Source organism: Streptomyces catenulae, from assembly GCF_000718015.1.
In the GTDB taxonomy this organism is placed as follows: Bacteria; Actinomycetota; Actinomycetes; order Streptomycetales; family Streptomycetaceae; genus Streptomyces; species Streptomyces catenulae.
Genome location: NZ_JODY01000044.1, coordinates 12,579 through 36,744, shown reverse-complemented (window position 1 = coordinate 36,744; position 24,166 = coordinate 12,579). Strand labels below are relative to the sequence as shown.

Sequence of the window (24,166 nt, the reverse complement as noted above, 5' to 3'; positions counted from 1 at the left end):
GGCAGTCGCGTCACGGGTCCCTGCGGGAACGCCCCCACGGTCCACCGAATCCCCGACCGGTCGTACGTCCGTACGGGGCCCGGCCGGGGTGGCGGGTCAGCCCTGACGGCGGCGGAGCACGACCACCGTGGAGCCGGTGACCAGCACCGCTCCCGCGGCGATGAACCACCACACGCCCGGTCCGGAGCCGTCCGGCGTACCGGCGTCGTGGCCCAGCGCGGCGGCGCGCAGCACGGCCGCCCGGTCGGAGGCGCGGCGTTGCGCCGCGCGGTCGGCGGCGGGCTGGTGGGTGGCCGGGGCGTCGTTCTCCGGCTCCGAGGGGGCCGAGGGCAGCGGTCCGACGCGGTCCGGGAGCATCGCGACCGGCTCGATGTCGGGCGCCGCGTCGAAGCCCCAGTCCAGGAGCGAGCGGGCCTCCTCGTAGACCGCGTTGTTCTTGCCGGACTGCGGGTTCATGACGGTGACGAGCAGGGTCCGGCCGTCGCGGTGGGCGGCGGCGACGAGGGTGTTGCCCGCCTGCGAGGTGTAGCCGTTCTTGACGCCGACGAGGCCGGGGTAGGGCTCGACCCCGTGCGAGCCGACCAGCAGCCGGTTGGTGTTCTGGATGCCGAACGCGTCCGGGCCGCCGTCCTCGGGGAACTCCGCCTCCTTGGTGCTCGCGAAGCGGGCGAAGTCCCGGTTGGTGAGGCCGGTCTTGGCGAAGAGGGTGAGGTCGTAGGCGGAGGAGTGCTGGCCGGGCGTGTCGTAGCCGTCCGCCGTCTCGACGTCGGTGTCGCGGGCGCCGAGGCGGTCGGCCATCGCCCGCATGTCGTCCAGGGTCTTCTCCCAGCCGCCGTTCATCGCGGCGAGGGTGTGCACCGCGTCGCTGCCGGAGCTGAGGAAGACGCCGCGCCACAGGTCGGCGACGGTGTAGCGGAAATCTTCCTTGATGCCGACGAGGGAGCTGCCGGGGCTGATGTCCGACAGATCGTCCTCGGAGACGGTGTGCACGGTCTCCTGACCGAACTTCGGCAGCACGGTGACGGCGAAGAGGGTTTTGAGGGTGGAGGCGGGCGGGAGTTCGCGGTGGGCGTCCTTGGCGGCGAGCACCCGGCCGTCGTCGGCGTCGGTGACCATCCAGGACAGGGCGGAGACATCGGGAGGTTCGTCGACGTCGGGTGCGGTGCGCACCTGGACGCCGGGGCGGTCGAGGCGGGCGGCTGCGGTGGTGGCCGGAGCGTCGCCGGCCACCAGGGGGCCGTCCCCCGGGGAGCCGGCGGCTGCGGCCGGGAGGGCGGTGACGGCGACGGTCGCGGCGCAAACGGCCGCGGCGGTCCCGGCTTTGACGGTGGGCCATTTCGCTGACGACATGGGGCCACGCTAGGAACGGCCCCGGGCGCGTCGCCGTCTGGAGTGCTCCATACGGTTCATCGCCACGACCCGGCACGGCGTGTCGGGTCGACGTGGGGCCCCGGGCCGGGTCGACGCGCGTCGACCCGGCCCGGATTCGTGTCACCAGATCTCGTTGACCCACTCGGGGTGGTCGACGAACGGGTTCCTGTTGTGCTGGTACTTGTCGAAGATCACCTGGTTGCGGTGCTGCTCGAAGGCGTCCGGCGGGTCGGCCTGGCTCCACGCCTTGAGGACGGAGAGCTTCCCGATGTTCGGCGCCGTGCCGTTGTCGACCTTGTCGTTGGGCTCCAGGTCGGGGAAGCCGTCGTCGCCGTCGTACCGGACGGCCATGTAGAGGATCATCCGGGCGACATCGCCCTTGACCGCGTCGCGCGGTTCGAAGGAGTCGTTGTCGGTGAAGCTGCCGGGCGCCTCGGGGACCGGGGAGCCGCCGTTGTCGAAGTCCTTGTTGCCGCGGTCGCTGTTGACCGAGACGTCCTCGGGCCGCAGGTGGTGCAGGTCGGTGCCGGGGCCGGTGGAGGTGCCGAAGTCGCCGTGGGACTTGGCCCAGACGTGCTCGCGGTTCCAGTCGTCCGGGTTGCCGCCGTGGGCGTCCTTGCTCTGGGAGCGGCCGGAGTAGAGGAGGATGACGTTGGACTTGTTGTTCGGGTCCTCGTCGGTGTCCTTGAGGGCGTCCCAGACCTGGCTGTAGGTGAGCTTGCCGGTCTGGGTGGACTTGATGATCTGGTGCAGGCTGGACTTCAGCTCCTGCCCGGTCTTCCCGATGGCGTCCTTGTAGTAGGTGTCGTCGTAGGCGGTGTGCGTCGCCCCGGGCGCCGCCGGTGCGCCGGAGAGATGGGCGGCGGCCGGGTGGGGGGCGGCGGGGGTGGCCGTCGCGGTGGCCGGGAGCTGGATGGCCAGTGCGGCGGACGCGGCTACGGCGGCCACGGCGAGCGCGGTACGGCGGCGACCTCTGCGGGTCGCGCGGGTGATGTCCACGAAGGTGTCCTCTCCCCGAATGGTGGTACCGGGCCGCGAGTTGTGGGTGTGCGGCCGATACCGGCCGTTGGGTGTACGGCCGGTGGGCAGCCTTCCACCGCAACAAATCCCCCAGTGTGAACACCAGGGGGGAGTTGTGTGCGCAGCCCGTGAAGAGCGGGCCTTTCATGCCGGACGGCCCCGATTGTCGGACGGCCGCACCCGCCGGTTCCACGCCACCGGGCAGCCACCGCCGGACCGGGCGCGCGGACCGGCGGCGGCCGTCCGACGACCGGTCAGGCGCGCCGCAGCCCCGGCAGGGCGCGCAGTTCGCCGACGCGCAGCAGCCGGGCCAGTGCCCAGAACGCCGCCGCCATGGTGAGGCCGCCCGCCAGCAGGGTGAGGGCGGGCGTCCCGCTCCGGACGACGCCGGTGGCGGCGAGGTGGCCGAGGAGGGCCGCCGCCGCGGCGGCCACGGCCAGCTTCCCGTAGGTGCGGCAGAGCCGCCGCCCGTCGAGCCTGCCGTGGAGGCGGCGGCGCAGCCGGACGGCGGTGAGCAGCAGCCCGGCGGCGTAGGCGACAGCGTACGCGGCGGCCATCCCGGTCACCGCCCAGCGCGGCGGCAGCAGCAGATGGCAGGCGACGGCGAGGGCGATGTTGACGGCGGCGATCTGGGCGGCGGTCCAGAACGGCGTACGGGTGTCCTCGAAGGCGTAGAAGCCCCGGAGCAGCAGGTACTGCGCGGAGAACGGGATCAGGCCGAGGCCCAGCGCCTGGAGCATGTGCCCGGCCGGGGCGGCGGAGGCGGCGTCGACGGCGCCGTGGGCGAAGAGGAGCTGGGCGGTCTGCGGGCCGAAGGCGAGGAAGAAGAATCCGGCCGGGACGATGACGACACCGCAGGCGCGCAGCGCGCGGGAGAGGTCGCCGCGCAGATCGTCCAGCCGGTGTTCGGCCACCGCGCGGCTCATCCGCGGCAGCAGGGCGGTGACGAGCGAGACGGTGACGAGGGACTGCGGCAGCATCCAGATCGTCTGGGCGTAGGAGTACGCGGTGAACCCGACCCCGGCGGTGGGCAGTTCGCGGTCTGCGGCACCCGCGAGGTGGGTGACGACGGTCATCGCGGCGAGGTTGGCGAGCACCAGCAGCAGGGTCCAGCGGGCGGCGGTGAGGCTCTTGCGGAGTCCGGCGCCGCGCCAGTCGAAGCGCGGCCGGAAGCGGAAGCCGGACGCCCGGACGAACGGGATGAGCGCGACGGCCTGGACGACGATGCCCGCGGTGGTGCCGATGCCGAGCAGCCGGACCTGGCCCGCGGTGATGTCGGCGACCTCGCGGGGGCCGGTGAGCAGGGCGACGTAGAGGCCGAACACGGCGATGAGGACGAGGTTGTTGAGGACCGGTGTCCACATCATCGCGCCGAACTTCTGCCGGGCGTTGAGGAGTTGCCCGAGGATGAAGTACAGGCCGTGGAAGAAGATCTGTGGCAGCAGGAAGCGGGCGAAGACGACGGTCAGCTCGAAGGCGGCGTGGTTCTCCGGCCCGTCGGACGCGTAGACCGCGACGATCTGCGGCGCCGCCCACACCGCAAGCGCCGTACCGACCGCCAGCACGCTCAGCACCAGGGTGACCAGCCGCTGTTCGTGGGCGTGGCCGCCGTCGGGGTGTTCGGCCCGGGCGCGGACCAGCTGCGGGACGAGGACGGAGTTGAGGGCGCCGCCGATGAGGAGGGTGTAGACGCCCATCGGGACGGCACCGGCGGTGGTGTAGGTGGTGGCGAGCAGCCCGGTGCCGAGGGCGGCGGCCTGGAGGGTCTGGCGGATCATGCCGGTGGCCCGGGAGACGGCGGTGCCCGCGGCCATCAGCGCCGAGGAGCGCAGGGCTCCGGCGGGTTTCGCGGCGGCGTGGCGGGGGCCCGCGGCGGGCGGCGGGGCGGCCCGGGTCGCGCCGGTGGGCGGTATCCGCAGCGGCCGGGTGTCGTCGGGTTTCTCCTGACTCATGGGCGTCAACCTAGGCGGGGTGGCCGCCCGCCGGGGCCGGACCGGGCCCGTGCGGGCGCAGCCGTGGCCGTACGCCCTGCGGGTCCGGGCCGGGCGGCCGACCATCGGGGTATGGCGGATTCCACGGACCCCGGCCGCTCCCCCGGCGGTGCGCCGCCGGTGATCACGCCGATGCTGGCGGTGCCGGGGCCGCTGCCCGTACCGGACGACGGCTGGGCGTTCGAGGTCAAGTGGGACGGGGTGCGGTGCATCCTGACCGTGACGGACGACGGGAGCGTACGGCCGGTGTCGCGGGCCGGGAACGAGCTGACGGCGACCTACCCGGAGCTGCTGGTCCCGGCGGACGGCGCGCGCGGGCACACCCTCGTCCTCGACGGTGAGGTGGTGGCCCCGGACGCGGCGGGGCGGCCGGACTTCGGGCGGTTGCAGCACCGGATGGGGGTGGCCGATGCGCGGCGGGCGGCCCGGCTGGCGCGCGAGACGCCCGTGGAGCTGGTCCTCTTCGACGTGCTCCACCTCGACGGGCGGTCGCTGCTGGCGCGGCCGTACCGGGAGCGGCGCCGGGTGCTGGCCGGTCTGGAGCTGTCCGCCCCGGCGTGGTCGGTACCGGCGGCGCTGCCCGGGCACGCCGCCGAGGCGTGGGACGCGGTGGTGCGGGCGGGGCTGGAGGGGGTGGTCGCCAAGCGGCTGGACTCCCCGTACACGCCGGGGGTCCGGTCGGCGCAGTGGCGGAAGACGAAGCGGGTGGAGACGCTGGACGTGGTGATCGGCGGCTGGACGCCGGGGCTCGGCGGGCTGCGGGGGCTGCCGGGGGCGGTGCTGGTCGGTACGGACGCGCCCGAGGGGCTGCGGTTCGCGGGGGCGGTGGGGTCGGGGCTGTCGCTGCGGGAGCGGCGGGAGCTGGCCGGGTATCTGGAGGTGCTGGCGCGTGCGGGGTCGCCGTTCGCGGGGCCGGTCGGGGTGGCGGGGGCCCGCTGGGTGGAGCCGCGGCTGGTCGCCGAGGTGACGGCGTCGTCGTGGACGGAGGCCGGGCGGCTGCGGCATCCGGTGTGGCAGCGGCTGCGGCCGGATCTGACGCGGCTGGGGTGAGCGCCGTACGCGGTCAGGCGGTGCGGGGCAGCGGATGCGCGCGGTTGGGGTTGAGCAGCGGGGCGAAGAGGTCGCCGTGGCGGGCGCGGCGTCCGGCGATCTCGTCGAAGAGGAAGGTGAGTTGGGCCGGGTCGGTGCAGGTGGCGACCTCGTCCCAGGTGACGGGCGTGGAGACGGTGGGGGTGGCGCGGGCCCGCAGGGTGTAGGCGCAGGCGGTGGTCTTGGCGGCGGCGTTCTGTGAGTAGTCGAGGAAGACCTTGCCGGGGCGGAGGTCCTTGCGCATCCTCGCGGTGACCAGGTCCGGGAACGCGGCGGCCGCCTCGACGGCGAGGGCGTGGGCGTAGGCGGTGGTGGTGTCGGAGGGGGCGGGTTCGATGGGGGCGAGCAGGTGCAGCCCCTTGGAGCCGCTGGTCTTGGCGCAGGCGTACAGCCCGTCGGCGGCGAGCCGCTCGCGCAGCCAGCGGGCGACGGCGCAGCATTCGACGAGGGTGGCGGGGGCGCCCGGGTCGAGGTCGAGGACGAGGCGGTCGGCGGTGCCCGGGGTGTCGCGGGTCCACTGGGGCGCGTGCAGTTCGACGACGAGGTTGGCGGCCCACACCAGGGAGGCGAGGTCCTGGAGCAGCACCTGCCGCCGGGACTGTGCGGAGCGCGACGGGACCTCGCAGGTCTTCACCCAGGCGGGCGTACCGGGCGGCACGTTCTTGGTGAAGAAGCGCTCGCCGTCGGGTCCGTCGGGGTAGCGCAGGAAGGAGACCGGACGGTCGTGGAGGTGGGCGAGCAGCGCGCCCGCCGTGGTGGTGACGTAGTGCAGGACCTCGCCCTTGGTGGTGCCGGTCTCCGGATAGAGGACCTTGTCGAGGCGGGTGAGCGAGAGACGCCGTCCCTCCACGACGGTTATCGGCGACATACGATGAGAATCCCACACAAGGGATGAATGATGCGATCTGTATGGAACGGTGCCATCTCCTTCGGCCTGGTCAGCATCCCCGTGAAGACCTACAGCGCGACGGACCGCAGCACCTCGGTCTCCTTCGTCCGTATCCACGAGAAGGACGGCGGACGCATCCAGTACCGCAAGGTCTGTGAGCTGGACGGCGAGGAGGTCCCCAACGAGGAGATCGGCCGGGGGTACCGGGCCACCGACGACACGATCGTGCCGATCACCGACGAGGACCTGTCCCATCTGCCGCTGCCCACCACGAAGACGCTGACCATCCTGGCGTTCCTGGACGCCGGTGAGATCGACCCGCTCCAGATGGACCGGGCCTACTACCTCGGCCCCAACGGTCCCACCGCCACCAAGCCGTACACGCTGCTGCGGGAGGCGCTGGAGCACCACGGGAAGGTCGCCGTCGGGAAGGTGGCGATGCACGGCCGGGAGACGCTGGCGATGCTGCGGGCGCACGACGGGGCGATCGTGATGCATGCCCTGCTGTGGCCGGACCAGATCCGTTCGACGGCCGGGGTGGCGCCGGACGACGTCGAGATCCGCGACAGCGAACTGACGCTGGCCGAGACGTTGATGGACTCCCTGGGGGAGCTGGACCCGGACGAGCTGCACGACGACTACCGCAAGGCGGTGGAGAATCTGGTCGCCGCGAAGCTGGAGGGCGGCGAACCGGCCGCCCCGGAGACCGCGGGCACCTCCGGCGGCCAGGTGATCGACCTGATGGCGGCGTTGGAGAGCAGCGTCCGGGCGGCGCGGGAAGGGCGCGGCGAGGAGACCGGGGCGGACGACGGCTCCGGGGAGGAGGCGGACGCGACCGTCACCCCGATCCGCGGCCGCAAGAGCACCACGGGCGGTACGGGCGCGAAGAAGTCGGCGTCCGCGGGCCGGAAGACGGCCGCGGGATCCTCGGGGACGTCGGGCCGGAAGCGGGCGGCGGCGAAGACGACGGGCAGCCGGACGGAGTCGGCCGCGGGATCCGGCGGTTCGGGCCCGGCGGCGAAGAAGGCCACCACCAAGAAGAGCACCGCGAAGAAGTCGGCCGCGAAGCGTACGGCGAAGGATTCCGGGGCGAAGAAGGCCACCGGGACCGCCGCGTCGGGCGGCGCGAAAGCGTCGGCCAAGGGCGGCTCGAAGCGCACCTCGGCGTGAGCGGGGCGGGTACGGCGCGCCCGTCCGGCCCGGTCGTCGGGGGTGGCGCGGCCGTCGGGCGGCGGCTCCGCGCCGGGACCTCGGCGCCCGCTGTCACCCCGGCGTTCTAGAGTCGGAGCATGGCTTCAGACGAGGGGAACACCCGCATCGACAGCTGGATCTGGTCGGTCCGGCTCACCAAGACCCGGTCGCTGGCGGCGTCCGCCTGCCGGGCGGGCCATGTCCGGGTCAACGGCGAGCGGGTGAAGCCCGCGTCCACCGTGCGCACCGGCGACGAGGTGCGGCTGCGGTACGCCGGGCGGGAGCGGATCGTGGTGGTCTCGCGGCTGGTGCGCAAGCGGGTGGGGGCGCCCGTGGCCGCGGAGTGCTACGTCGACAACACCCCGCCCGAGCCGCCGCGCGCCCAGGCACCGGTCGTCGCGGTCCGGGACCGGGGCACCGGCCGTCCCACCAAGCGGGACCGCCGCGAGATCGAGCAGCTGCGGGGCCGCTGAGCCGGGGCGGACGGCCCGGGCGGGCCCGGTGGTTCACGGTCCGTCGAGCGCGTCCACGTACACCCAGGCGCCGTCCTCGCGGACGAAGCGGCTGTTCTCGTGCTGGCTGTCGGCGGTGCCGCGCCAGGTGGAGTGGGCGCAGAACTCCACCGTGCCCTCGGTGTGGAAGGCGCTGCCGCCGGTGGTGGCGAGGATGTCCAGGCCGGTCCACCGGCGCTCGGCGTCGAGGTCGAGGGTGGCCGGGCGGGTCGAGGGGTGCCAGGTGCGCAGCAGGTAGGCGGTGTCCCCGGTGGCGAAGGCGGCGTAGCGCGAGCGCATCAGCCGCTCGGCGGTCGGGGCGGCGGCGTCGCCCCGGTGGAACGGCGCACAGCAGTCGCCGTAGACCGCGTCCCGGCCGCAGGGGCAGGGGTCCGCGGCGGTGAGGGCGGGGCGGGCGGCGGGGCGGCGGGGTGCGCCCTTGGGCTTCTTCGACTTCTTCGACACGCTTCGATTGTGCAGGTCGGACGCGCGGGCCCGGAGGCGGGGCCGTACCGCGCACGATTCCGCCCGGATGGCGGCGGGGTCGCTGTCCGGAGGGGCCGTACCCGGACACCAGGCCGATTTTCCGTGCGGCCATATGAACGGATTCAACGACAAATCACTCTTTTGCGGCTTTTCCTGGCTTGGTACGTCCTGTGAGGTTGGAAGAACTCATGGTGACCGTCCCACCTCCTCCCAGGAGAGAACCTCATGATTCTGTCCATTTCCGGTGTGATCCTGCTCGGCGTCATCGTCTTCCTCTTCTTCCGCAAGGACGGCCTCAAGGCCTCGCACGCCCTGATCTGCGCGCTCTTCGGCTTCTACCTGGCGGGCTCCGCCATCGCCCCGAGCATCAAGGCGGGCGGCGCGAGCCTCGCCAGCCTCCTGGGAGGGCTCCGGATCTAGCGGCCGTTCGGACGGGACCCGGCGGACGGCACGCCCCAGGGCGTGTCCCCCGCCGGGCCCGGCCCCGGTGTCCGTAACGTCACATCCGGCCGCCGGGCGGGACCTTCCGGTACCCGCCCGGCGCCACACTCCCCCGCCCCGGCGCCTGCCCCGCCGGTCCCCGGCCCCGCTCCCCCGCCGGGCCGCCCCACCTCCGCGTACGACCCCAGGAGACCCATGTGGCCCGGCGTCCTCTGCCCCGCATCCTGACCGACCGCGCGCCGCTCACCCGTGGCCGTGAGCTGGCCCGCACCGCAGCCGACGGCGCGGGCGACATCTTCCATCCGCTGATCACCCTCAGCCGCGGACTGCGCCGCCTCGCCGTCTCCGCCGGGCAGCGCTGGCGCGCCACGCCCCAGGAGCGGCGCGCCCCGATGTGCTTCCTGACCGGCGCCTGCATCCTCGCCGTGGCGCTGGCACCGTACGGCCCGCTGCTCGGACTGCTCACGGTGATGGGCGCCGCCGCCTGGGCCGGACGGGACCGCTCGCCCGCGCCCACCGGCCCGGGCGAGGCGGAGTCGGCCCGGCTCCGTGTGCTGTACGAGGCGCTCGTCCCGTACTTCGCCGGGGACGGCGACCCCGAGCCGCTGTACACGTACGGCGGCGACTGGGCGGCGCCGTTCGAGGCGTACGCCTTCGACGACGACGGGCGGATCGAGCAGCTGCACCTGCGCTACCCGGCGTACTTCACCGACGGCGAGCCCGCGGCCCGGGCCCGGATCGAGCAGGTGCTGCACGCGAAGGCGGGGCGCGGCCGGGAGTACCGCTTCGACTGGGACGAGGAGGCGAACACGCTGACGCTGACCGTCCTGGAGGCGCTGCCCACCGACATCACCGCGCAGCGGTTCGTGACCGGGCCCGGCGAGACGGTGCTCGGCTTCACCGATCCGGAGTCGGTGCAGCGGACGCTGCCGGTCACCGACGGCGAGGTGACCTGGGACGAGCCGCCGGTGGTCTGGCGCTCCGGGGCGCGTTCGACCGAACCGCATCTGCTGGTCCTGGGGCAGCCCGGGTCCGGCACCACGACGCTGCTGCGGTCGCTGGCGCTCCAGGCGTTGCTCCACGGCGATGTGCTGATCATCGACGGCGGCGGCACCGGCGAGTTCGGGGCGCTGGCCGGGCGCGCCGGGGTGCTCGGGGTGGAGAGCGGGCCGTCGGGGGCGCTGGCGACGCTGGCGTGGGCGGCGCAGGAGACCGAACGGCGTCTCCTCGCCACCAGCCGGGCCCGTCAGGCGGGCGAACCGGCCCCCGACGACACCCGCCGCCCGCTGTGGATCCTCGCCGACCGGCCCACCGCGCTGACCCATCTGGCCGCCGCCGAGGGCCATGACGATCCGCAGCGGCTGCTCCAGGTGCCGCTGCGGCACGGCCGCGCGGCGCAGGTCACGGTGGTGGTGGCCGAACAGTTCGACAACGCCGACCTGCTGAGCGATCCGGTACGGGTGCACACCACCCGCGCCCGGGTGGTGCTCGGGCCCGCGGCGCCGGACGCGCTCCGCATGGTGCTGGGCGCCGAACCGCACACCACCCCGACACCGGTGGTGCCGCCCGGCCGCGGTTACGCCCGGCTGGGCGCCGGCCCGGTCCTGCGCCTCCAGGTCCCGGCGACGCCGGATCCGCACGACGAGACGGCGGGCGAGGCCGAACGGCGGGCGGTCCTGGCGCTGCTGCCGGAGCGCACCGTGCCCGCCGGGGAGCGGTCGGCCGGTCGCCCGGTGCGGATGACGAAGACACCCCCGCACCCCGGGGAGGCGGCACAGCCCCCCGGCCGGACGGACGCGTACCCGGTCCACGGCACCGTACGGGCGGCGGGCGCGGAGGGCTGACGGCCGCATCCGGCGCGCCCCCGGCCCGGCGGCGACCACCCGCACCCCTGCGGCACTTTGCGCATTTTGTCTAATTTTCACGTAATGCCCTTGTTGGGGTCGGGGGCCCGTCGTAGTGTCGGAAGTGTCGCGGTGCAGACGTTCCGTCGGGACGAACCGCAGAGAACGCCCTGACGGGCGCGCCGAATCGCCACCGGAGCACGGTCCGGGAAAGCCGCGGCGGTATCCGATCACTGGAGGCAGAGATGACCTTCAAGGTGTTCTTCCCCCGCATCCGTAACGACCGCGGCGGACACGGCGGCGGCGGTTACGGAGACCACGGTTACGGCGGCGGCCGAGGCGATGACTTCGGCGGACGTGGCGGACGTGGCGGATACGGCGGACGCGACGACGGTGGTCGCGGTGGATGGGGAGGCGGCCACGGCGGCTTCCGCAGGTGACCATCTGACCCGTCGTCGCGGATTTCCCGTTATCCGTTGACGGTCATGTGAAATGTGCTTCGGATTCACCGACCCGAGGCACACGGCGAGGCGGGCCCGCACATCCCACGCGGGTCGGCCTCGTGCGCTGCCGTCCACCGCACACCGCGGTCCCGCGCCCCTCCGTCACACCGCCGCACGGCGACCGCCGCGACCGGCGGCAGGCTGACGGCCGTGCGGCCAAGACGCCCGACGGCCGGACGGGGAAGGGCGACCGCGGCGGACACCGCCAACGGCCAGGAGCGACGCATGGTCCACGACCGCCGGTCCGAAACGGACCCGCTCGCCACCCCCGCCGCGCCTCTCACCACACCCCCGGAGGCACGCCGCCCCTCCTCGCCGCGGACCCAACTCCCCGGCGAGGCGCCCATTCTGACGCGTCATGTCGGGCCCGTGGAGGCGTTCCACCGCTTCTGGCCGCTGACCCGGGGCGACCGTCGCTGGCTGCTGACGGTGATCGGGTGCGCCGTCGTCACCGCCCTCACCGAGACCGCCGCGATCCTGCTCTTCGCCGAACTCACCGACCATGCGCTGGCGAAGGGCTCGGTCAGCGCCTTCTGGAGCCCGGCAGGCGCCTGGCTCGCGGTGGCGGTCCTCGGCGCCGCCGTCGGCTATCTCGGCAACTCCCTCGCCGCCTGGATCGCGGAACGCTTCCTGCTGCGCCTGCGCGCCCGGGTCTTCTCCCATCTCCAGAAGCTGCCGCCGCACTTCTTCCAACGCAACCGCCGCGGCGACCTGGTGGAGCGGCTGACCGGCGACATCGACGCCATCGAACGGCTCGTCGTCAGCGGGGTGGTGGGCGCCTCCGCGGCCCTCTTCGCCACCCTCTTCTACGGCGCCGCCGCCCTCTGGCTGCGCTGGGAACTGGCCCTCGCCACCTTCATCGCCGCCCCGCTCTTCTACTTCGCCACCCGCCGCTTCACCGGCCGGATCCGCCAGGTCACCCGCCGCCAGCGGGCCGCCGACGGCGCCCTCACCTCCGTCGTCGAGGAGACGCTGGTCAACGTCGTCCTCACCCAGGCGTACAACCGCCAGCGGGACGAGGAGGAACGCCTGGTCAGGGAAGCCCGCCGCTGGCTGCGCGCCTCCGTCGCCAGCGCCCGCATCGGCGCCCTCTACGACCAGTTCATCGAGGTCCTGGAGACGCTCTGTGTGCTGGCCATCATCGGTCTGGGGGCCTGGGAGATCTCGGCGGGCCGGTTGACCCTCGGGCAGCTCCTCGCCTTCGCCGCGTTCATCGGCTACCTCTATCCGCCGATCCGCTCCCTCGGCCAACTCGGGCTCACCGCCACCGCCGCCACCGCCGCCGCCGACCGGCTGCTGGAGGTCCTCGACGCCCACCCCGCCGTCGCCGACCCGCCCCCGTCCCGCGCCGTCCCCCTCCCGGACCGCGCCCACGGCGAACTCCTCGTCGACGACGTCACGTTCCGCTACCCCCACTCCTCCCAGCACGCCGCCCTCAGCTCCCTCTCCTTCACCGCCCGCCCCGGCGACTTCGTGGTCGTCACCGGCCCCAGCGGCGCCGGAAAGTCCACCCTCGCCGCCCTCCTCCTGCGCTTCTACGACCCGGACACCGGCACCATCCGCCTCGACGGGATCCCGATCGACCGCCTGCCCCTGAGCGATCTACGCCGCAACATCACGCTGCTCCCCCAGGAGACGCTCGTCCTCCACGACACCATCGAGCGCAACATCGCCTGCGGCCGCGATGCCCCCACCCCGACCCACGACGAGGTCACCCGGGCCGCCCGCGCCGCCGACGCGCACGGCTTCGTCAGCGCCCTCCCGGACGGCTACGACACGGTCATCGCCCCGTCCACCGCCGCCCTCTCCGGCGGTCAGCTCCAGCGCGTCGCCATCGCCCGCGCCATGCTCCGCGACGCCCCGGTCCTCATCCTCGACGAGCCCACGACCGGGCTCGACACCCTCGCCGCCCAACGCATCCTGGCGCCGCTGCACCACCTCGCCGCCGGGCGCACCACCCTGGTGATCACCCACGACCTCGATCTGGCCGTCGCCGCCGACCACATCCTCGTCCTCGACGACGGCCACCTCACCGAATCCGGCACCCACCCCCAGCTCCTGGCCCGCGGCGGCCTGTACGCGGAGCTGTTCGAAGGGCGGGAGTGAGGACGCCCGGGTGAGCGGACCGGGCGGGCTCAGGCGACCAGCGTCCGCACCGTCTCCACGCCGGTGGTGTGGCCACCGGCCACCAGCCGGGCCGCGTGCGCCAGCCGGTCGGCGGCCTCCTCGGCGACCGCGCCGCCGACCGTGAACGGCAGCCGTACGTACCCCTCGAAGGCGCCGTCGACGCCGAACCGCGGCCCGGACGGCACCCGCACCCCCAGCCGCTCCCCCGCCTCGGCGATCCGGGAGCCGGACAGCCCGCCGGTGCGCACCCAGAGCGTGAGGCCGCCGTGCGGCACGGTGAACTCCCAGTCGGGCAGCGCCCGGCGGAGCGCGCCGACGATCGCGTCGCGGTTGCGGCGGGCCTCGTCGCGGCGGATGGCGACCGCCTCCTCCCAGCCGCCGGACCCCAGCAGCGAGGCGATGGCGAGCTGTTCGAGGACGGGTGAGCCCAGATCGGAGTAGGCGCGGGCGGCGACCAGACTGCGGATCAGATCGGGCGCGGCGCGCACCCAGCCGATCCGCATCCCGGCCCAGAACGCCTTGCTGGCCGAGCCGACGGTGATGACGGAGCTGCCCGCCGGGTCGAACGCGCAGACCGGGCGCGGCGGCTCGGGGTCGTCGTCCAGCCGCAGTTCGGTCATGGTCTCGTCGACGACGAGGAGCGTACCGGCCGCGCGGGCCGCGTCGACCATGCGGCGGCGCTGGTCCTCGGTGGCGAGGGTGCCGGTGGGGTTGTGGAAGTCGGCGACGACGTACGCCATACGCGGCGCGGCGTCCCGCATCACCTGGCGCCAGGCGGGGATGTCCCAGCCGCCCAGCCGCTCGGTGAGCGCCACCGGCACCAGCCGGGCGCCCGCGTCCCGCATCAGCTGGAGGATGTTGGCGTACGACGGGGAGTCGACGGCGACGCGTTCGCCGGGGCTCGTGCAGAGCTTGCAGATGGCGGCGACGGCGCCCATCGCGCCCGTGGTGACCATGATCTGCTCGGGCATGGTGGGGATGCCGCGGGCGGTGTAGCGGTCGGCGAGCGCCTGACGCAGCACGGGCAGGCCCGCGGGGTAGTCGCCGTGGGTGTGGGCGTAGAGCGGCAGGTCGGTCATGGCGCCCTGGACGGCGCGGGTCAGCCACGGCTCGGGCGCCGGGAGCGCCGCGCACCCCAGGTCGATCATGGATCCACCGGCCTCCGGCGGCAGCGGCTCCAGCCCGCGGGTGGGCAGCGGGCTCCCGGCGGGTACGGCGGTCCAGCTGCCGGAGCCGCGGCGGGACTCCAGGAAGCCTTCGGCGCGCAGCGCCTCGTAGGCGGCGGCGACGGTGGTGCGGCTGACGCCGAGGGCACCGGCCAGTTCGCGTTCGGCGGGCAGCCGGGCGGCGACCGGGATGCGCCCCTCCAGGACGAGCAGGCGGACGCCGTCGGCGAGGCTGCGGTAGGCGGGCAACCGGCGTCCGGTGGCGGTCAGTTCGGCGTCCCTCGGGTCCTGCGACCGGAGCAGCCGGGCGAGCTGCGGAGCACCCACCGCCGAAGTCCACTGCGCCATGATTGCAGTCCACCTTTCCCCGATTGGCTCTCGATGACCCGTCCCCGCCTGCCACATGGTGGCACGCGTCGGTCCAATCCTGCCAGGAGGGGGAAGTTCGTTGTCCATGGACGAGGCGCACAAGACGCCGGGGACATTTCTGCCGCGTCGGCTCGTACAGCTCTACACGGGTCTGGTGCTCTACGGCGTGAGCATGGCGCTCCAGCTCCGCGCCGGTCTGGGACTGGAGCCGTGGAGCGTGCTCAACCAGGGCATCTCGGTGCACACCGGGCTGACGATGGGGACGGTCACCATCATCACCGGTGCGCTGATCCTGCTGCTGTGGATACCGCTGCGGCAGCGCCCCGGGCTCGGCACCGTCTCCAACGTCATCGTGCTGGGCCTGGTCATGGACGCCACCCTGTCGCTCCTGCCCACCCCGCGGGCGCTGGCCGTCCGGATCCCGCTGCTGTGCCTCGCGGTGCTGGTCAACGGCGCGGCGACCGGGCTGTACATCTCGGCGCGGTTCGGTCCGGGGCCGCGCGACGGTCTGATGACCGGGCTGCACCGGCGGACCGGACGGCCGGTGCGCCTGGTGCGGACCTGCATCGAGGTGACCGTCCTCGCCGTGGGCTTCCTGCTCGGCGGCTCGGTCGGCGCGGGCACCGTCCTGTACGCCCTGGCGATCGGCCCGCTGGCCCAGTTCTTCCTGCGCCGTTTCGCGATCAAGGGGCTGCCGCCGGAGCCGTCGCGGGTGGTGGCGGGCGCTGACGCCCCGGCCGCACCGGTGACAATGACCGAATGACCGCCGCGACCCGCCCCCGCCATCCGTACCTCGACCACCCCGCGCCGCTGCCCTTCGCGCACCGCGGCGGGGCGGCGGACGGTCTGGAGAACACCGCCGCGGCGTTCCGGCGCGCGGTCGCGGGCGGCTACCGCTACCTGGAGACCGATGTGCACGCCACCTCGGACGGCAGGCTGGTGGCCTTCCACGACGCGACGCTGGAGCGGGTCACCGACGGGCGGGGCGCGATCGGGGAGCTGCCGTGGCGGGCGGTGTCCCGCGCCCGGGTCGCCGGGCGGGAGCCGCTGCCGCTCTTCGAGGACCTGCTGACGGAGTTCCCCGGGGCGCGCTGGAACGTCGATCTGAAGGCGGAGGCGGCGCTGGAGCCGCTGGTGGAGTTGGTGCGGCGGACGGACGCCTGGGACCGGGTCTGCGTCGGCTCGTTCTCCGAGGCGCGGGTGGCCCGGGCGCAGCGGCGGGCCGGGGCGCGGTTGGCGACGTCGCTGGGCACCCGGGGCGTGGCCGGGCTGCGGCTGCGCTCGCTGGGCCCGGCGTCGCTGCCGCTGGACCGGCTGCTGGGCGCGGCGGTGCGGCGCAGCGCGGTGTGTGTGCAGGTGCCGGAGCGGCAGGCGGGGATCCCGGTGACGGACCGGCGGTTCGTCCGCGCGGCGCATGCGCGGGGGCTCCAGGTGCATGTGTGGACGGTGAACGACCCCGGCCGGATGGCCGCGCTGTTGGATCTTGGTGTGGATGGCATCATGACCGATCACATCGACACACTGCGTGCGGTGCTGACCGGACGGAACGCCTGGCTCTGACCCCCGGCGCCCGGTCGTGCCGCCGGGGGGAAAGACGGGGGTGGGCGGTGCACGCACCGACCGTGGACGAACAACCCGCGCGGCTCACCGCGCTCCGCCGCGAACAGCGCGGCTGGTACTGGTACGACTGGGCCAACAGCGTCTACTCCACGACCGTGCTGACGGTCTTCCTGGGCCCCTATCTGACCTCGATCGCGCAGGCGGCCGCGGGTCCGGACGGCTTCGTCCACCCGCTCGGGATACCGGTGCGCCCCGGCTCGTTCTTCGCGTACACCGTCTCGGCGTCGCTGCTGCTGTCGGTGCTGGCGATGCCGCTCGCCGGGGCGGTGGCCGACCGGACGGGCCGGAAGAAGCCGCTGCTCGGCCTCTGCACGGTGACCGGGTCGGTGGCGACGGCCGGGATGTTCTGGCTGGAGGGCACCCGCTATCTGCTGGGCGGGGCGCTGCTGATCGTCGCGAACGTCGCGTTCGTGGTCTCGATGATGCTCTACAACTCCTATCTGCCGCAGATCGCGGGGCCCGAGGAGCGCGACGCGGTCTCCACCCGCGGCTGGGCGTTCGGCTACGCCGCGGCCGGTCTGGCGCTCATCGCCCATCTGGTGCTGTACGGCGCGCACGCCTCCTTCGGTCTGACCGAGGGCGCCGCGATCCGGATCTGTCTGGCGTCATCCGGCCTGTGGTGGGGGCTGTTCTCGGTCATTCCGCTGCGCAGACTCCGCGACCGCTGGGCGGACCGGACGCCGGAGCGCCCCGGGCCAAACGGCCCCGCGGTGCTCGGTCAGGGCCTGGCCCAGTTGCGCGCCACCCTCCGCGACATGCGCGCCCACCCGCTCACCCTCGCCTTCCTGCTGGCGTACCTCGTCTACAACGACGGCGTGCAGACGGTCATCACCCAGGCGTCGGTCTACGGCTCGCAGGAGCTGGGCCTCGACCAGACGACGCTGATCGTCTCGGTCCTGCTGGTGCAGGTGCTGGCGGCGGCCGGGGCGCTGGCGATGGGGCGGCTGGCCCGGCGGTACGGCGCACAGCGCACGGTTCTCGGTTCGCTGGTGGCGTGGACGGCGACGATCGTCGCGGGGTGCGCGCTGCCGCCCGGGGAGCCGGTGTGGTTCTACGCGCTGGCCGCGGCCATCGGCCTGGTTCTGGGCGGCAGTCAGGCGCTTTCGCGCTCGCTCTTCTCCCATGTGGTGCCGCGCGGCAAGGAGGCGGAGTACTTCTCCGCGTACGAGATCAGCGACCGTGGCGTGAGCTGGCTGGGGCCGTTGGTGTTCGGGGTGGCGTACCAGCTGACGGGGAGCTACCGGCTGGCCATCGCGTCGCTGGGGGTGTTCTTCGTGGTGGGATTCGTCCTGCTGGCGCGGGTCCCGATGCGGCGGGCCGTGGCGGCGGCGGGGAATCCCGTACCGGACCGGATTTAGTTTCGGCGGTGGTGGCGCGGTAGTATACGCCTTTGGCTCACCAGGCGGACCGTTACTGCGCGTTCAAGAGACATGGGCGCTGGGTGACATCTCACATCAGATGTGACAAAACGGGCGCTGGTGGGTACAACAAGGGGCGGCACGAAGGTAGGCAGCGGCGCGCAGCGTCTCCGTCACGGCGGAGGCGGGCGAGTGGTGAAGGTGAGCAGCGGCGTACGGCGCCTCCGTCAGGAACGGTGGTCGGTGACGGGCGGGCGCATCCATCCCGAATTCGGGAATCTTCACCGCCGACCGGACGTTGACCAGATGACGACGACAGCGACACCTGTCCTGTGGGCGACAAGCCCGGGAGGCACGATTCATGAGTGAGCGAGCTCTTCGCGGCACGCGACTCGTGGTGACCAGCTACGAGACCGACCGCGGCATCGACCTGGCACCGCGCCAGGCGGTGGAGTACGCATGCCAGAACGGACATCGATTCGAGATGCCGTTCTCGGTTGAGGCCGAGATTCCGCCGGAGTGGGAGTGCAAGGTATGTGGCGCACCCTCGCTTCTGGTGGATGGCGACGGCCCGGAGGAAAAGAAGGGTAAGCCCGCGCGTACGCACTGGGACATGCTCATGGAGCGGCGCACCCGCGAGGAGCTGGAGGAGGTGCTGGCCGAACGGCTGGCCGTCCTGCGCTCCGGCACCATGAACATCGCCGTGCATCCGCGCGACAGCAACCGCAAGTCCGCCTGACGACCGGACTTCCCGACGCAGTAGCGCACCACAGCAGCACACGAGGGCCGGTGCCACCACTCGGTGGCACCGGCCCTCGTGCATGTCCGGAGAGCCGAGGCGCCCGGGCCGGTCCCGCTCCCCCGCGGACCGGCCCGTCGAACGGCGCCCGGCTCTCCGGTCAGCGGGTCAGCGGCGGGTCCTGGCGGGGCGGGCGCGGCGGCTCGTCGTCGCGGATGACCTCGCCCTGGACGACCTTGCCGTCGGGCCGGTGCATCCGCGCCTGCTGGAAGGCGTCGCCGAGGGAGCCGGGCGCCGGGCGCGCGGCGCGGGCGGTCAGCAGCTTCTCGGCGCGGCGGCGGATCAGCTTGCCGGTCGGCGGGAAGAGGCAGAGCAGGCCCAGTACGTCGGAGACCATGCCGGGCAGGATCAGCAGCAGCCCGCCGAGCATCGGCAGGGTGTTGCCGCCGTCCTTGGCGGGCTCGGGCGCCGTACCGGACTGCACCGACTCGGCCAACCGGCGCCAGGCCCGGCGACCGGCCCGCTTGATCACATAGCTGCCCGCGACGACCCCGGCGATCAGCAGCAGGAGGACCGTCCAGCCGCCGGCCGCCTCGGCCACCAGCCGGAGCAGCCAGACCTCCAGGACCAACCAGGCGATCACCGCGAGCGGCAGGAAGCGGCGGGCGGCGGAGCGCCGGGGCGGGTGGGGCGGTGGCGTGGGCGTGGCTCCGAACGTCATGCCTCAAGTGTGCCTGGCCACCCGCCCGGGCCGCCCCCGAGGGTCGCCGCGACGATCACCTCTGGGCGGCCGGGGTCACTTCCCGCGGATCTTGTCCAGGCGGGAGCCGACGCCCCAGGCGGTGACCCGCCACAGCGCCTCGACGACGATGTCCCGGCTCATCTTGGAGTCGCCGCGCTCCCGCTCGACGAAGGTGATCGGCACCTCGACGACGTGCAGCCCGGCCTTGACCGCGCGGCGGGCCAGGTCGACCTGGAAGCAGTACCCCTGGGAGGCCACCTCGTCCAGACCCAGCCGGTCGAGGGCGTCCACGCGAAAGGCGCGGAATCCGCCGGTCACATCCCGGATCGGCACATCGAGCAGCAGACGGGAGTAGGTGGAGCCGCCGCGGGAGAGGAATTCGCGGGACTTCGGCCAGTTCACCACCCGGCCGCCGGGCACCCAGCGCGAGCCGAGCACCAGATCGGCGCCCTTGAGCGCGGTGAGCAGCCGGGGCAGCTCCTCCGGCTGGTGGGAGCCGTCGGCGTCCATCTCGACGAGGACGCCGTAGCCGTGCTCGACGCCCCAGCGGAACCCGGCGAGATAGGCGGCGCCGAGCCCTTCCTTGCCCTTGCGGTGCAGCACATGGACGTGGTCGTCCGTGGCTGCGAGTTCGTCGGCGAGCTTGCCGGTGCCGTCCGGGCTGTTGTCGTCCGCGACGAGCACATGCGCCTCGGGGACGGCGGACCGTACCCGCTCGACGATCGGCTTGACGTTCTCCGCCTCGTTGTACGTCGGGATGATCACCAAGGTGGTGCCGAGCGGACCGTACTGCCGCTGACCGCCGTCTGTCACTGCTGCCCCTTCTCGTCCTTCGGTCGCCCGCGCCGGCCGATCAGAGGGGACGCGACGCAGGACAGAAGGCCCACGATAGCGAGCGTCCACTCGGGCGTTGCACCCGCGCGGTCGGCGAGCGTCGTTTCGTCGCGCAGCGGGATACGCGCGGAGACGACACCTTGGGTGAATTCGGGAATCTTCCGGACGATCTTTCCGTCCGGTGCGACCACCGCGCTGATTCCGCTGGTCGCGGCGGTGACGACGGCCCGGCCGTGCTCGACGGCGCGCAGCTTCGACATCGCGAGCTGCTGCTCGGGCTGCCCGGTGCGGCCGTAGGTCGCGTTGTTGGTCTGGATCACCAGGGCCCGGGCCCCGGCGCGCACGGTGTCGTGCACGATCTGGTCGTAGGCCACCTCGAAGCAGATGACGTCGCCGAGCCGGGCGGGCCCGACCTTCAGGACGCCGGTGTGGTCGCCGGGGTAGAAGTCCCGGGGCACCCGCTGGAACCGCGTGATGATCTTGCTGAGCTGCTCCCGGAACGGCACGTACTCACCGAACGGCACCGGGTGCTGCTTGGTGTACGAGGCGCCGGGGCCCTTGACCGGATCCCAGACGATGCCCTCGTTGAAGACGTAGCCGGGCTTGCTCGGGTGGTCGACGAGGGCGCCGACGAGCACCGGTACGCCGATGGCCCGGACCGCCTCGTCGATCCGGTCGCGGGCCTGCGGGAAGCGGAAGGGGTCGAGGTCGGAGGCGTTCTCCGGCCAGATCACCAGGTCGGGCTTCTTCGCCTTCCCGGACCGGATGTCGGCGGCCAGCTTCTCGGTGGCCCGGGCGTGGTTGTCGAGGATCTGCATCGGGCGGCCGAGGAAGTCCATCCCGGGCTGCTGGACGTTGCCCTGGACGACCGCGATGTCGACGGTGTCGTCGGCCTTGGTCGGTACGGGGACCAGCGTTCCGGCCGCGGTGAGCGCCGCGGCGAGGCCGAACGCCTCCACGGCGGGCAGCGCGCGGCGCAGCGTCCCGCCGGAGCGCAGCCCCCACAGTCCGGCGGCGCAGGCCGCCAGCAGACCGCCGGTGAGCGCGACGGCGAAGGTCACCAGCGGTGCGCCGCCCAGCGCGGCGAGCGGGGTGAACGGCGAGCCGGTGTTCGCGAACGCGAGGCGCCCCCAGGGGAAGCCGCCGAACGGCAGCCGGTCGCGGGCGCACTCCTGGGCGACCCACAGACAGGCGCCCCACAGCGGCCACCACGGCAGCCGGGAGACGCGGGCGAGCCCGGCGCCGAGCAGGGCCATGAACAGCGCCTCGGCGACCGACAGCCCCACCACGGCGTCCCAGCCGACCACGTGCAGCCACTTGAGCAGCAGCAGGAAGAACGGCAGACCGAAAACGAGGCCGAGCCAGGCGCCCTGGGCGGCGCTCCGGCCGCGGACCAGCAGCGCCAGCGCGGCGACCGACAACAGGGAGAGCGGCCACAGGTCGTAGGGCGGGAAGGCGAGGCCGAGGGCGATTCCGGCGCAGGCGGCGAGCGCGGTGCGCGGGGCCGTGCGGCGGGCGAGGGCGCCGAGGCGGCGCCACCGGCCGGGGCGGGGCGGTGCCGGGTCCGGCGCGGTCGGCGGCGCGGGACCGTCGGCCGCGTCGCGGTCGTCCGCGGCTTCGGTGGTGTCGGAGGGGCCCGGGGGCACGGTCGCGCCTTCCTGCAGGTCGTGCGGTGGTGAGCAGACCGTACAACGGAAGGCCGGGGCGGCGGGTGCGGGGTGCCGGGGGCGGCGGGCGCTCCGCGGCGCCGCCGGGTGGGGGGCGGTGCGGATAGGGGCCCGGTGCCCTTCGGGCCGACCTGGGGCCCGCTGGCTGCGGGTCGACCGAGAGCCGTTGTCTACTGAGCGTCCGGGCCCTACCCGGGTCGCACCGTCCTCCCGGCTCTCCAGGGAGCCGGGAGGGACCCTTCCGGCCGGAGCGTTTCCGCGTCTCGCGCCGCTGGTGCTGGACCTGGCTCACAGTGACGGCGTCCGGTCCCGGCACACCGCCCGTGGCCCAGCCGCGGCCGACGACGGTAGGGAATCTCCCGGCCGGACGTCCTGTGGTGGACTCGGCCGAACCTACCGGCCGCCGACCGCCTGCTGTCAACAGCCGCCACATCCGGGGCCTTTTCACCGCCCGGCCGGACCGGTGGCCGCCGATCCCAGGCGGGGCAGGGGCGTACGGTGCGGCCGCCGCGCACGGCGGCGGCCGCACGAAGTCACTCGTTCGGCCGTGCGAAGACGGTGCGTCCGGCGACGACGGTGGTCAGACAGACCGGCAGCGGACGGTCCGGGCTGAGGTCGGGGAGGCCCGGGGTGCCGGAGCGGGGATCGGTCGACCAGCGCTCGACGCGCTCGTCGGGCGCCTGGACGACCAGGTCCCCGGCGCGCCAGACGGCGTAGTCGGCGGGGGCGCCGGGGACCAGCACCCCGGCGTCGTCGCGGCCGATGGCGCGCCAGCCGCCGCGGGTGTGGGCGGTGAAGGCGGCGCGGGCGGAGATGCCGTGCGCCCGGGTGCGGTGGAAGACCGCGGCGCGGACGGTGCCCCAGGGATCGAGGGGCGTGACGGGGCTGTCGGAGCCGAGGGCGAGCGGCACCCCGGCCTTGAGCAGCGCCGCGTACGGGTTGAGGGTGCGGGCGCGGTCGGCGCCGAGGCGGGTCGCGTACATGCCCTCGGTGCCGCCCCAGGCCGCGTCGAAGGCGGGCTGGACGGAGGCGGTCAGGGCCAGGTCGGCGAAGGCGGCGAGGGTGCGCTCGGTGAGCATCTCGGCGTGTTCGACGCGGTGGCGGGCGGCGCGGACGCGGGCGAGACCGACGCGGTCGGCGGCGGCCCGGACGCCGTCGGTGACGGTGGTCAGCGCGGCGTCGCCGATGGCGTGGAAGCCTGCCTGGAGTCCGGCCTCGGTGCAGTGCGCGACGTGGGTGGCGACGGCCTCGGCGTCGAGGTGGGCGGTGCCGGTGTGTCCGGCGTCGGCGTAGGGCGCGTGGAGGTGGGCGGTGTGTGAGCCGAGGGAGCCGTCGGCGAAGAGGTCGCCCGCCGCGCCGAGGGCGCCCAGTTCGCGGATGCGGTCGGCTTCCTTTGCGGATGCGACCAGTTCGGCCCAGTAGCCGACGACCCGCGGGCCGTTCCCCTCGGCGGCGAGGGCGAGCAGTGCGGTGAAGTCGTCCTCGCCGGAGATCTCCGGACCGGCGCACTCGTGGACGCTGCCGATGCCGAGCGAGGCGGCCCGGGCGAGCGCGGCCCGCTGCGCGTCGGCGCGCTGGCCGGGCGTCAGCGTGGCGTACGCGGTCTGCCGCACGGCGTGGTGGGCATCGCCCGTCAGCGGGGCGTCGGCCTGGAATCCGGGCAGGTCACGCAGGCCGGGGACGAGGTCGAGCAGGGCGGTGGTGACGACGGCGGAGTGCACGTCGACGCGGGTGAGGTAGAGGGGACGGCCGCCGGTGGCCTCGTCGAGTTCGGCGCGGGACGGCGGGCGGCCCTCGGGCCAGGCGGTGGCGTCCCAGCCGTGGCCGAGGAGGACCCGGTCGTGCGGGCGGGCCGCGGCGTGGGCGCGGACGCGGGCGAGCGCGTCGTCGAGACGGGTGGCCGGTGCGAGGTCGAGGCCGGTGAGGGCGAGGCCGGTGGCGGTGGTGTGCACATGTGCGTCCGTGAACGCCGGGGTGACGAGCGCACCGTCGAGGTGGATGACCTCGTCGACGCCGTCGGCGAAGGAATCGGCGGCGCCCTCCTCCCCCACCCACGCGATGCTGTCGCCCTCCACCACCATGGCGGTGGCGAACGGGTCGGCGGGGCTGTGTACCTCACCGCCACGTAGCAGGACGGTACGGGGACGGGCCGGATCGGGGATGCGCTCGCTCATACCGGACAGTTTCGCCCCTGCCGGGCCGGGCCCGGTGCGCGGGGTGGGCGGAAG

General features: G+C 73.9%; 20 protein-coding genes. 10 read left to right on the top strand and 10 right to left on the bottom strand.

Annotated elements, in window-relative coordinates:
• Positions 1-96: 96 nt before the first annotated feature.
• From IF23_RS0128350 to murJ, 3 genes are all read right to left on the bottom strand, one after another.
• Positions 97-1,350, bottom strand: coding sequence for a D-alanyl-D-alanine carboxypeptidase family protein (locus tag IF23_RS0128350; RefSeq protein ID WP_030288674.1), 1,254 nt, complete (start codon positions 1,348-1,350; stop codon positions 97-99).
• A 141-nt stretch (positions 1,351-1,491) separates the two neighbouring features.
• Positions 1,492-2,364, bottom strand: a complete 873-nt coding sequence (locus IF23_RS0128345; protein WP_030288672.1) for an endonuclease I family protein — start codon at positions 2,362-2,364, stop codon at positions 1,492-1,494.
• 281 nt (positions 2,365-2,645) lie between these two features.
• Entirely contained in the window at positions 2,646-4,205 is a 1,560-nt protein-coding gene (gene murJ / locus IF23_RS0128340) for a murein biosynthesis integral membrane protein MurJ (protein ID WP_030288670.1), read from the bottom strand.
• 249 nt (positions 4,206-4,454) lie between these two features.
• Between murJ and ligD (IF23_RS0128335) the strand changes: the two genes are divergently transcribed.
• Positions 4,455-5,432, top strand: a complete 978-nt coding sequence (gene ligD / locus IF23_RS0128335) for a non-homologous end-joining DNA ligase (protein ID WP_030288668.1) — start codon at positions 4,455-4,457, stop codon at positions 5,430-5,432.
• A 13-nt stretch (positions 5,433-5,445) separates the two neighbouring features.
• Here the strand turns inward: ligD (IF23_RS0128335) and ligD (IF23_RS0128330) are convergent, their stop codons facing one another.
• Positions 5,446-6,339: a non-homologous end-joining DNA ligase gene (gene ligD / locus IF23_RS0128330; RefSeq protein WP_030288666.1), complete on the bottom strand. Its 894-nt coding sequence runs from the start codon at positions 6,337-6,339 to the stop codon at positions 5,446-5,448.
• Positions 6,340-6,369: 30 nt separating this feature from the next.
• Here ligD (IF23_RS0128330) and ku point away from each other — a divergent pair, with 30 nt between their 5' ends.
• Both ku and IF23_RS0128320 read left to right on the top strand, forming a co-directional pair.
• On the top strand, positions 6,370-7,530 hold the full coding sequence (gene ku, locus IF23_RS0128325; protein WP_030288665.1) for a non-homologous end joining protein Ku: 1,161 nt from the start codon (positions 6,370-6,372) through the stop codon (positions 7,528-7,530).
• Between the two features lie 119 nt (positions 7,531-7,649).
• On the top strand, positions 7,650-8,024 hold the full coding sequence (locus tag IF23_RS0128320) for an RNA-binding S4 domain-containing protein (protein WP_030288664.1): 375 nt from the start codon (positions 7,650-7,652) through the stop codon (positions 8,022-8,024).
• Positions 8,025-8,057: 33 nt separating this feature from the next.
• Here the strand turns inward: IF23_RS0128320 and IF23_RS0128310 are convergent, their stop codons facing one another.
• Complete coding sequence (locus IF23_RS0128310; protein ID WP_030288663.1) at positions 8,058-8,507, bottom strand: YchJ family protein; 450 nt, start codon at positions 8,505-8,507, stop codon at positions 8,058-8,060.
• Positions 8,508-8,753: 246 nt separating this feature from the next.
• Here IF23_RS0128310 and IF23_RS0128305 point away from each other — a divergent pair, with 246 nt between their 5' ends.
• From IF23_RS0128305 to IF23_RS0128290, 3 genes are all read left to right on the top strand, one after another.
• On the top strand, positions 8,754-8,948 hold the full coding sequence (locus tag IF23_RS0128305) for a hypothetical protein (protein WP_030288662.1): 195 nt from the start codon (positions 8,754-8,756) through the stop codon (positions 8,946-8,948).
• 218 nt (positions 8,949-9,166) lie between these two features.
• Complete coding sequence (locus IF23_RS0128300) at positions 9,167-10,813, top strand: FtsK/SpoIIIE domain-containing protein (protein ID WP_107127043.1); 1,647 nt, start codon at positions 9,167-9,169, stop codon at positions 10,811-10,813.
• A gap of 728 nt (positions 10,814-11,541) precedes the next feature.
• Complete coding sequence (locus IF23_RS0128290) at positions 11,542-13,422, top strand: ABC transporter ATP-binding protein (RefSeq protein ID WP_078654322.1); 1,881 nt, start codon at positions 11,542-11,544, stop codon at positions 13,420-13,422.
• Between the two features lie 29 nt (positions 13,423-13,451).
• On the opposite strand, the gene IF23_RS0128285 is transcribed toward IF23_RS0128290, so the two are convergent.
• Complete coding sequence (locus IF23_RS0128285) at positions 13,452-14,957, bottom strand: SCO1417 family PLP biosynthesis transcription factor (protein WP_030288658.1); 1,506 nt, start codon at positions 14,955-14,957, stop codon at positions 13,452-13,454.
• A gap of 106 nt (positions 14,958-15,063) precedes the next feature.
• On the opposite strand from IF23_RS0128285, the gene yczE reads away from it, so the two are divergent.
• The 4 genes from yczE (at position 15,064) to IF23_RS0128265 (ending at position 18,695) form a co-directional block, all read left to right on the top strand.
• On the top strand, positions 15,064-15,741 hold the full coding sequence (gene yczE / locus IF23_RS0128280) for a membrane protein YczE (protein WP_030288657.1): 678 nt from the start codon (positions 15,064-15,066) through the stop codon (positions 15,739-15,741).
• Positions 15,738-16,538 (top strand): glycerophosphodiester phosphodiesterase family protein, encoded by an 801-nt coding sequence (locus tag IF23_RS0128275; RefSeq protein WP_030288656.1) that lies wholly within the window; start codon positions 15,738-15,740, stop codon positions 16,536-16,538. Before yczE ends, IF23_RS0128275 begins: the two co-directional genes overlap by 4 nt.
• A gap of 62 nt (positions 16,539-16,600) precedes the next feature.
• Entirely contained in the window at positions 16,601-17,956 is a 1,356-nt protein-coding gene (locus IF23_RS0128270) for an MFS transporter (RefSeq protein WP_030288654.1), read from the top strand.
• Between the two features lie 361 nt (positions 17,957-18,317).
• The gene (locus IF23_RS0128265; protein WP_026170122.1) at positions 18,318-18,695 is read left to right on the top strand and encodes an RNA polymerase-binding protein RbpA; all 378 of its coding nucleotides are present in this window, start codon (positions 18,318-18,320) and stop codon (positions 18,693-18,695) included.
• A gap of 160 nt (positions 18,696-18,855) precedes the next feature.
• Here IF23_RS0128265 and fxsA read toward each other — a convergent pair whose 3' ends face one another.
• From fxsA to IF23_RS0128245, 4 genes are all read right to left on the bottom strand, one after another.
• Positions 18,856-19,416, bottom strand: coding sequence for an FxsA family membrane protein (gene fxsA / locus IF23_RS0128260; protein ID WP_030288649.1), 561 nt, complete (start codon positions 19,414-19,416; stop codon positions 18,856-18,858).
• A gap of 75 nt (positions 19,417-19,491) precedes the next feature.
• Positions 19,492-20,250: a polyprenol monophosphomannose synthase gene (locus IF23_RS0128255; RefSeq protein ID WP_030288647.1), complete on the bottom strand. Its 759-nt coding sequence runs from the start codon at positions 20,248-20,250 to the stop codon at positions 19,492-19,494.
• Positions 20,247-21,917 carry an apolipoprotein N-acyltransferase gene (gene lnt, locus IF23_RS0128250; RefSeq protein WP_051739946.1) on the bottom strand — a complete coding sequence of 557 codons (1,671 nt, stop codon included), beginning with the start codon at positions 21,915-21,917 and terminating at the stop codon, positions 20,247-20,249. Before lnt ends, IF23_RS0128255 begins: the two co-directional genes overlap by 4 nt.
• Before the next feature lie 554 nt (positions 21,918-22,471).
• Entirely contained in the window at positions 22,472-24,112 is a 1,641-nt protein-coding gene (locus tag IF23_RS0128245; RefSeq protein ID WP_030288643.1) for an amidohydrolase, read from the bottom strand.
• Positions 24,113-24,166: the final 54 nt, after the last annotated feature.

What these genes read in the sequence shown, in the direction of transcription:
- IF23_RS0128350 (WP_030288674.1), bottom strand. Translation starts at nt 1,350, where the DNA reads ATGTCGTCAGCGAAATGGCCCACCGTCAAAGCCGGGACCGCCGCGGCC.
- murJ (WP_030288670.1), bottom strand. Translation starts at nt 4,205, where the DNA reads ATGGCCGCGGGCACCGCCGTCTCCCGGGCCACCGGCATGATCCGCCAG.
- ligD (WP_030288668.1), top strand. Translation starts at nt 4,455, where the DNA reads ATGGCGGATTCCACGGACCCCGGCCGCTCCCCCGGCGGTGCGCCGCCG.
- ligD (WP_030288666.1), bottom strand. Translation starts at nt 6,339, where the DNA reads ATGTCGCCGATAACCGTCGTGGAGGGACGGCGTCTCTCGCTCACCCGC.
- ku (WP_030288665.1), top strand. Translation starts at nt 6,370, where the DNA reads ATGCGATCTGTATGGAACGGTGCCATCTCCTTCGGCCTGGTCAGCATC.
- IF23_RS0128320 (WP_030288664.1), top strand. Translation starts at nt 7,650, where the DNA reads ATGGCTTCAGACGAGGGGAACACCCGCATCGACAGCTGGATCTGGTCG.
- IF23_RS0128305 (WP_030288662.1), top strand. Translation starts at nt 8,754, where the DNA reads ATGATTCTGTCCATTTCCGGTGTGATCCTGCTCGGCGTCATCGTCTTC.
- IF23_RS0128290 (WP_078654322.1), top strand. Translation starts at nt 11,542, where the DNA reads ATGGTCCACGACCGCCGGTCCGAAACGGACCCGCTCGCCACCCCCGCC.
- IF23_RS0128285 (WP_030288658.1), bottom strand. Translation starts at nt 14,957, where the DNA reads ATGGCGCAGTGGACTTCGGCGGTGGGTGCTCCGCAGCTCGCCCGGCTG.
- yczE (WP_030288657.1), top strand. Translation starts at nt 15,064, where the DNA reads ATGGACGAGGCGCACAAGACGCCGGGGACATTTCTGCCGCGTCGGCTC.
- IF23_RS0128275 (WP_030288656.1), top strand. Translation starts at nt 15,738, where the DNA reads ATGACCGCCGCGACCCGCCCCCGCCATCCGTACCTCGACCACCCCGCG.
- IF23_RS0128265 (WP_026170122.1), top strand. Translation starts at nt 18,318, where the DNA reads ATGAGTGAGCGAGCTCTTCGCGGCACGCGACTCGTGGTGACCAGCTAC.
- fxsA (WP_030288649.1), bottom strand. Translation starts at nt 19,416, where the DNA reads ATGACGTTCGGAGCCACGCCCACGCCACCGCCCCACCCGCCCCGGCGC.
- IF23_RS0128245 (WP_030288643.1), bottom strand. Translation starts at nt 24,112, where the DNA reads ATGAGCGAGCGCATCCCCGATCCGGCCCGTCCCCGTACCGTCCTGCTA.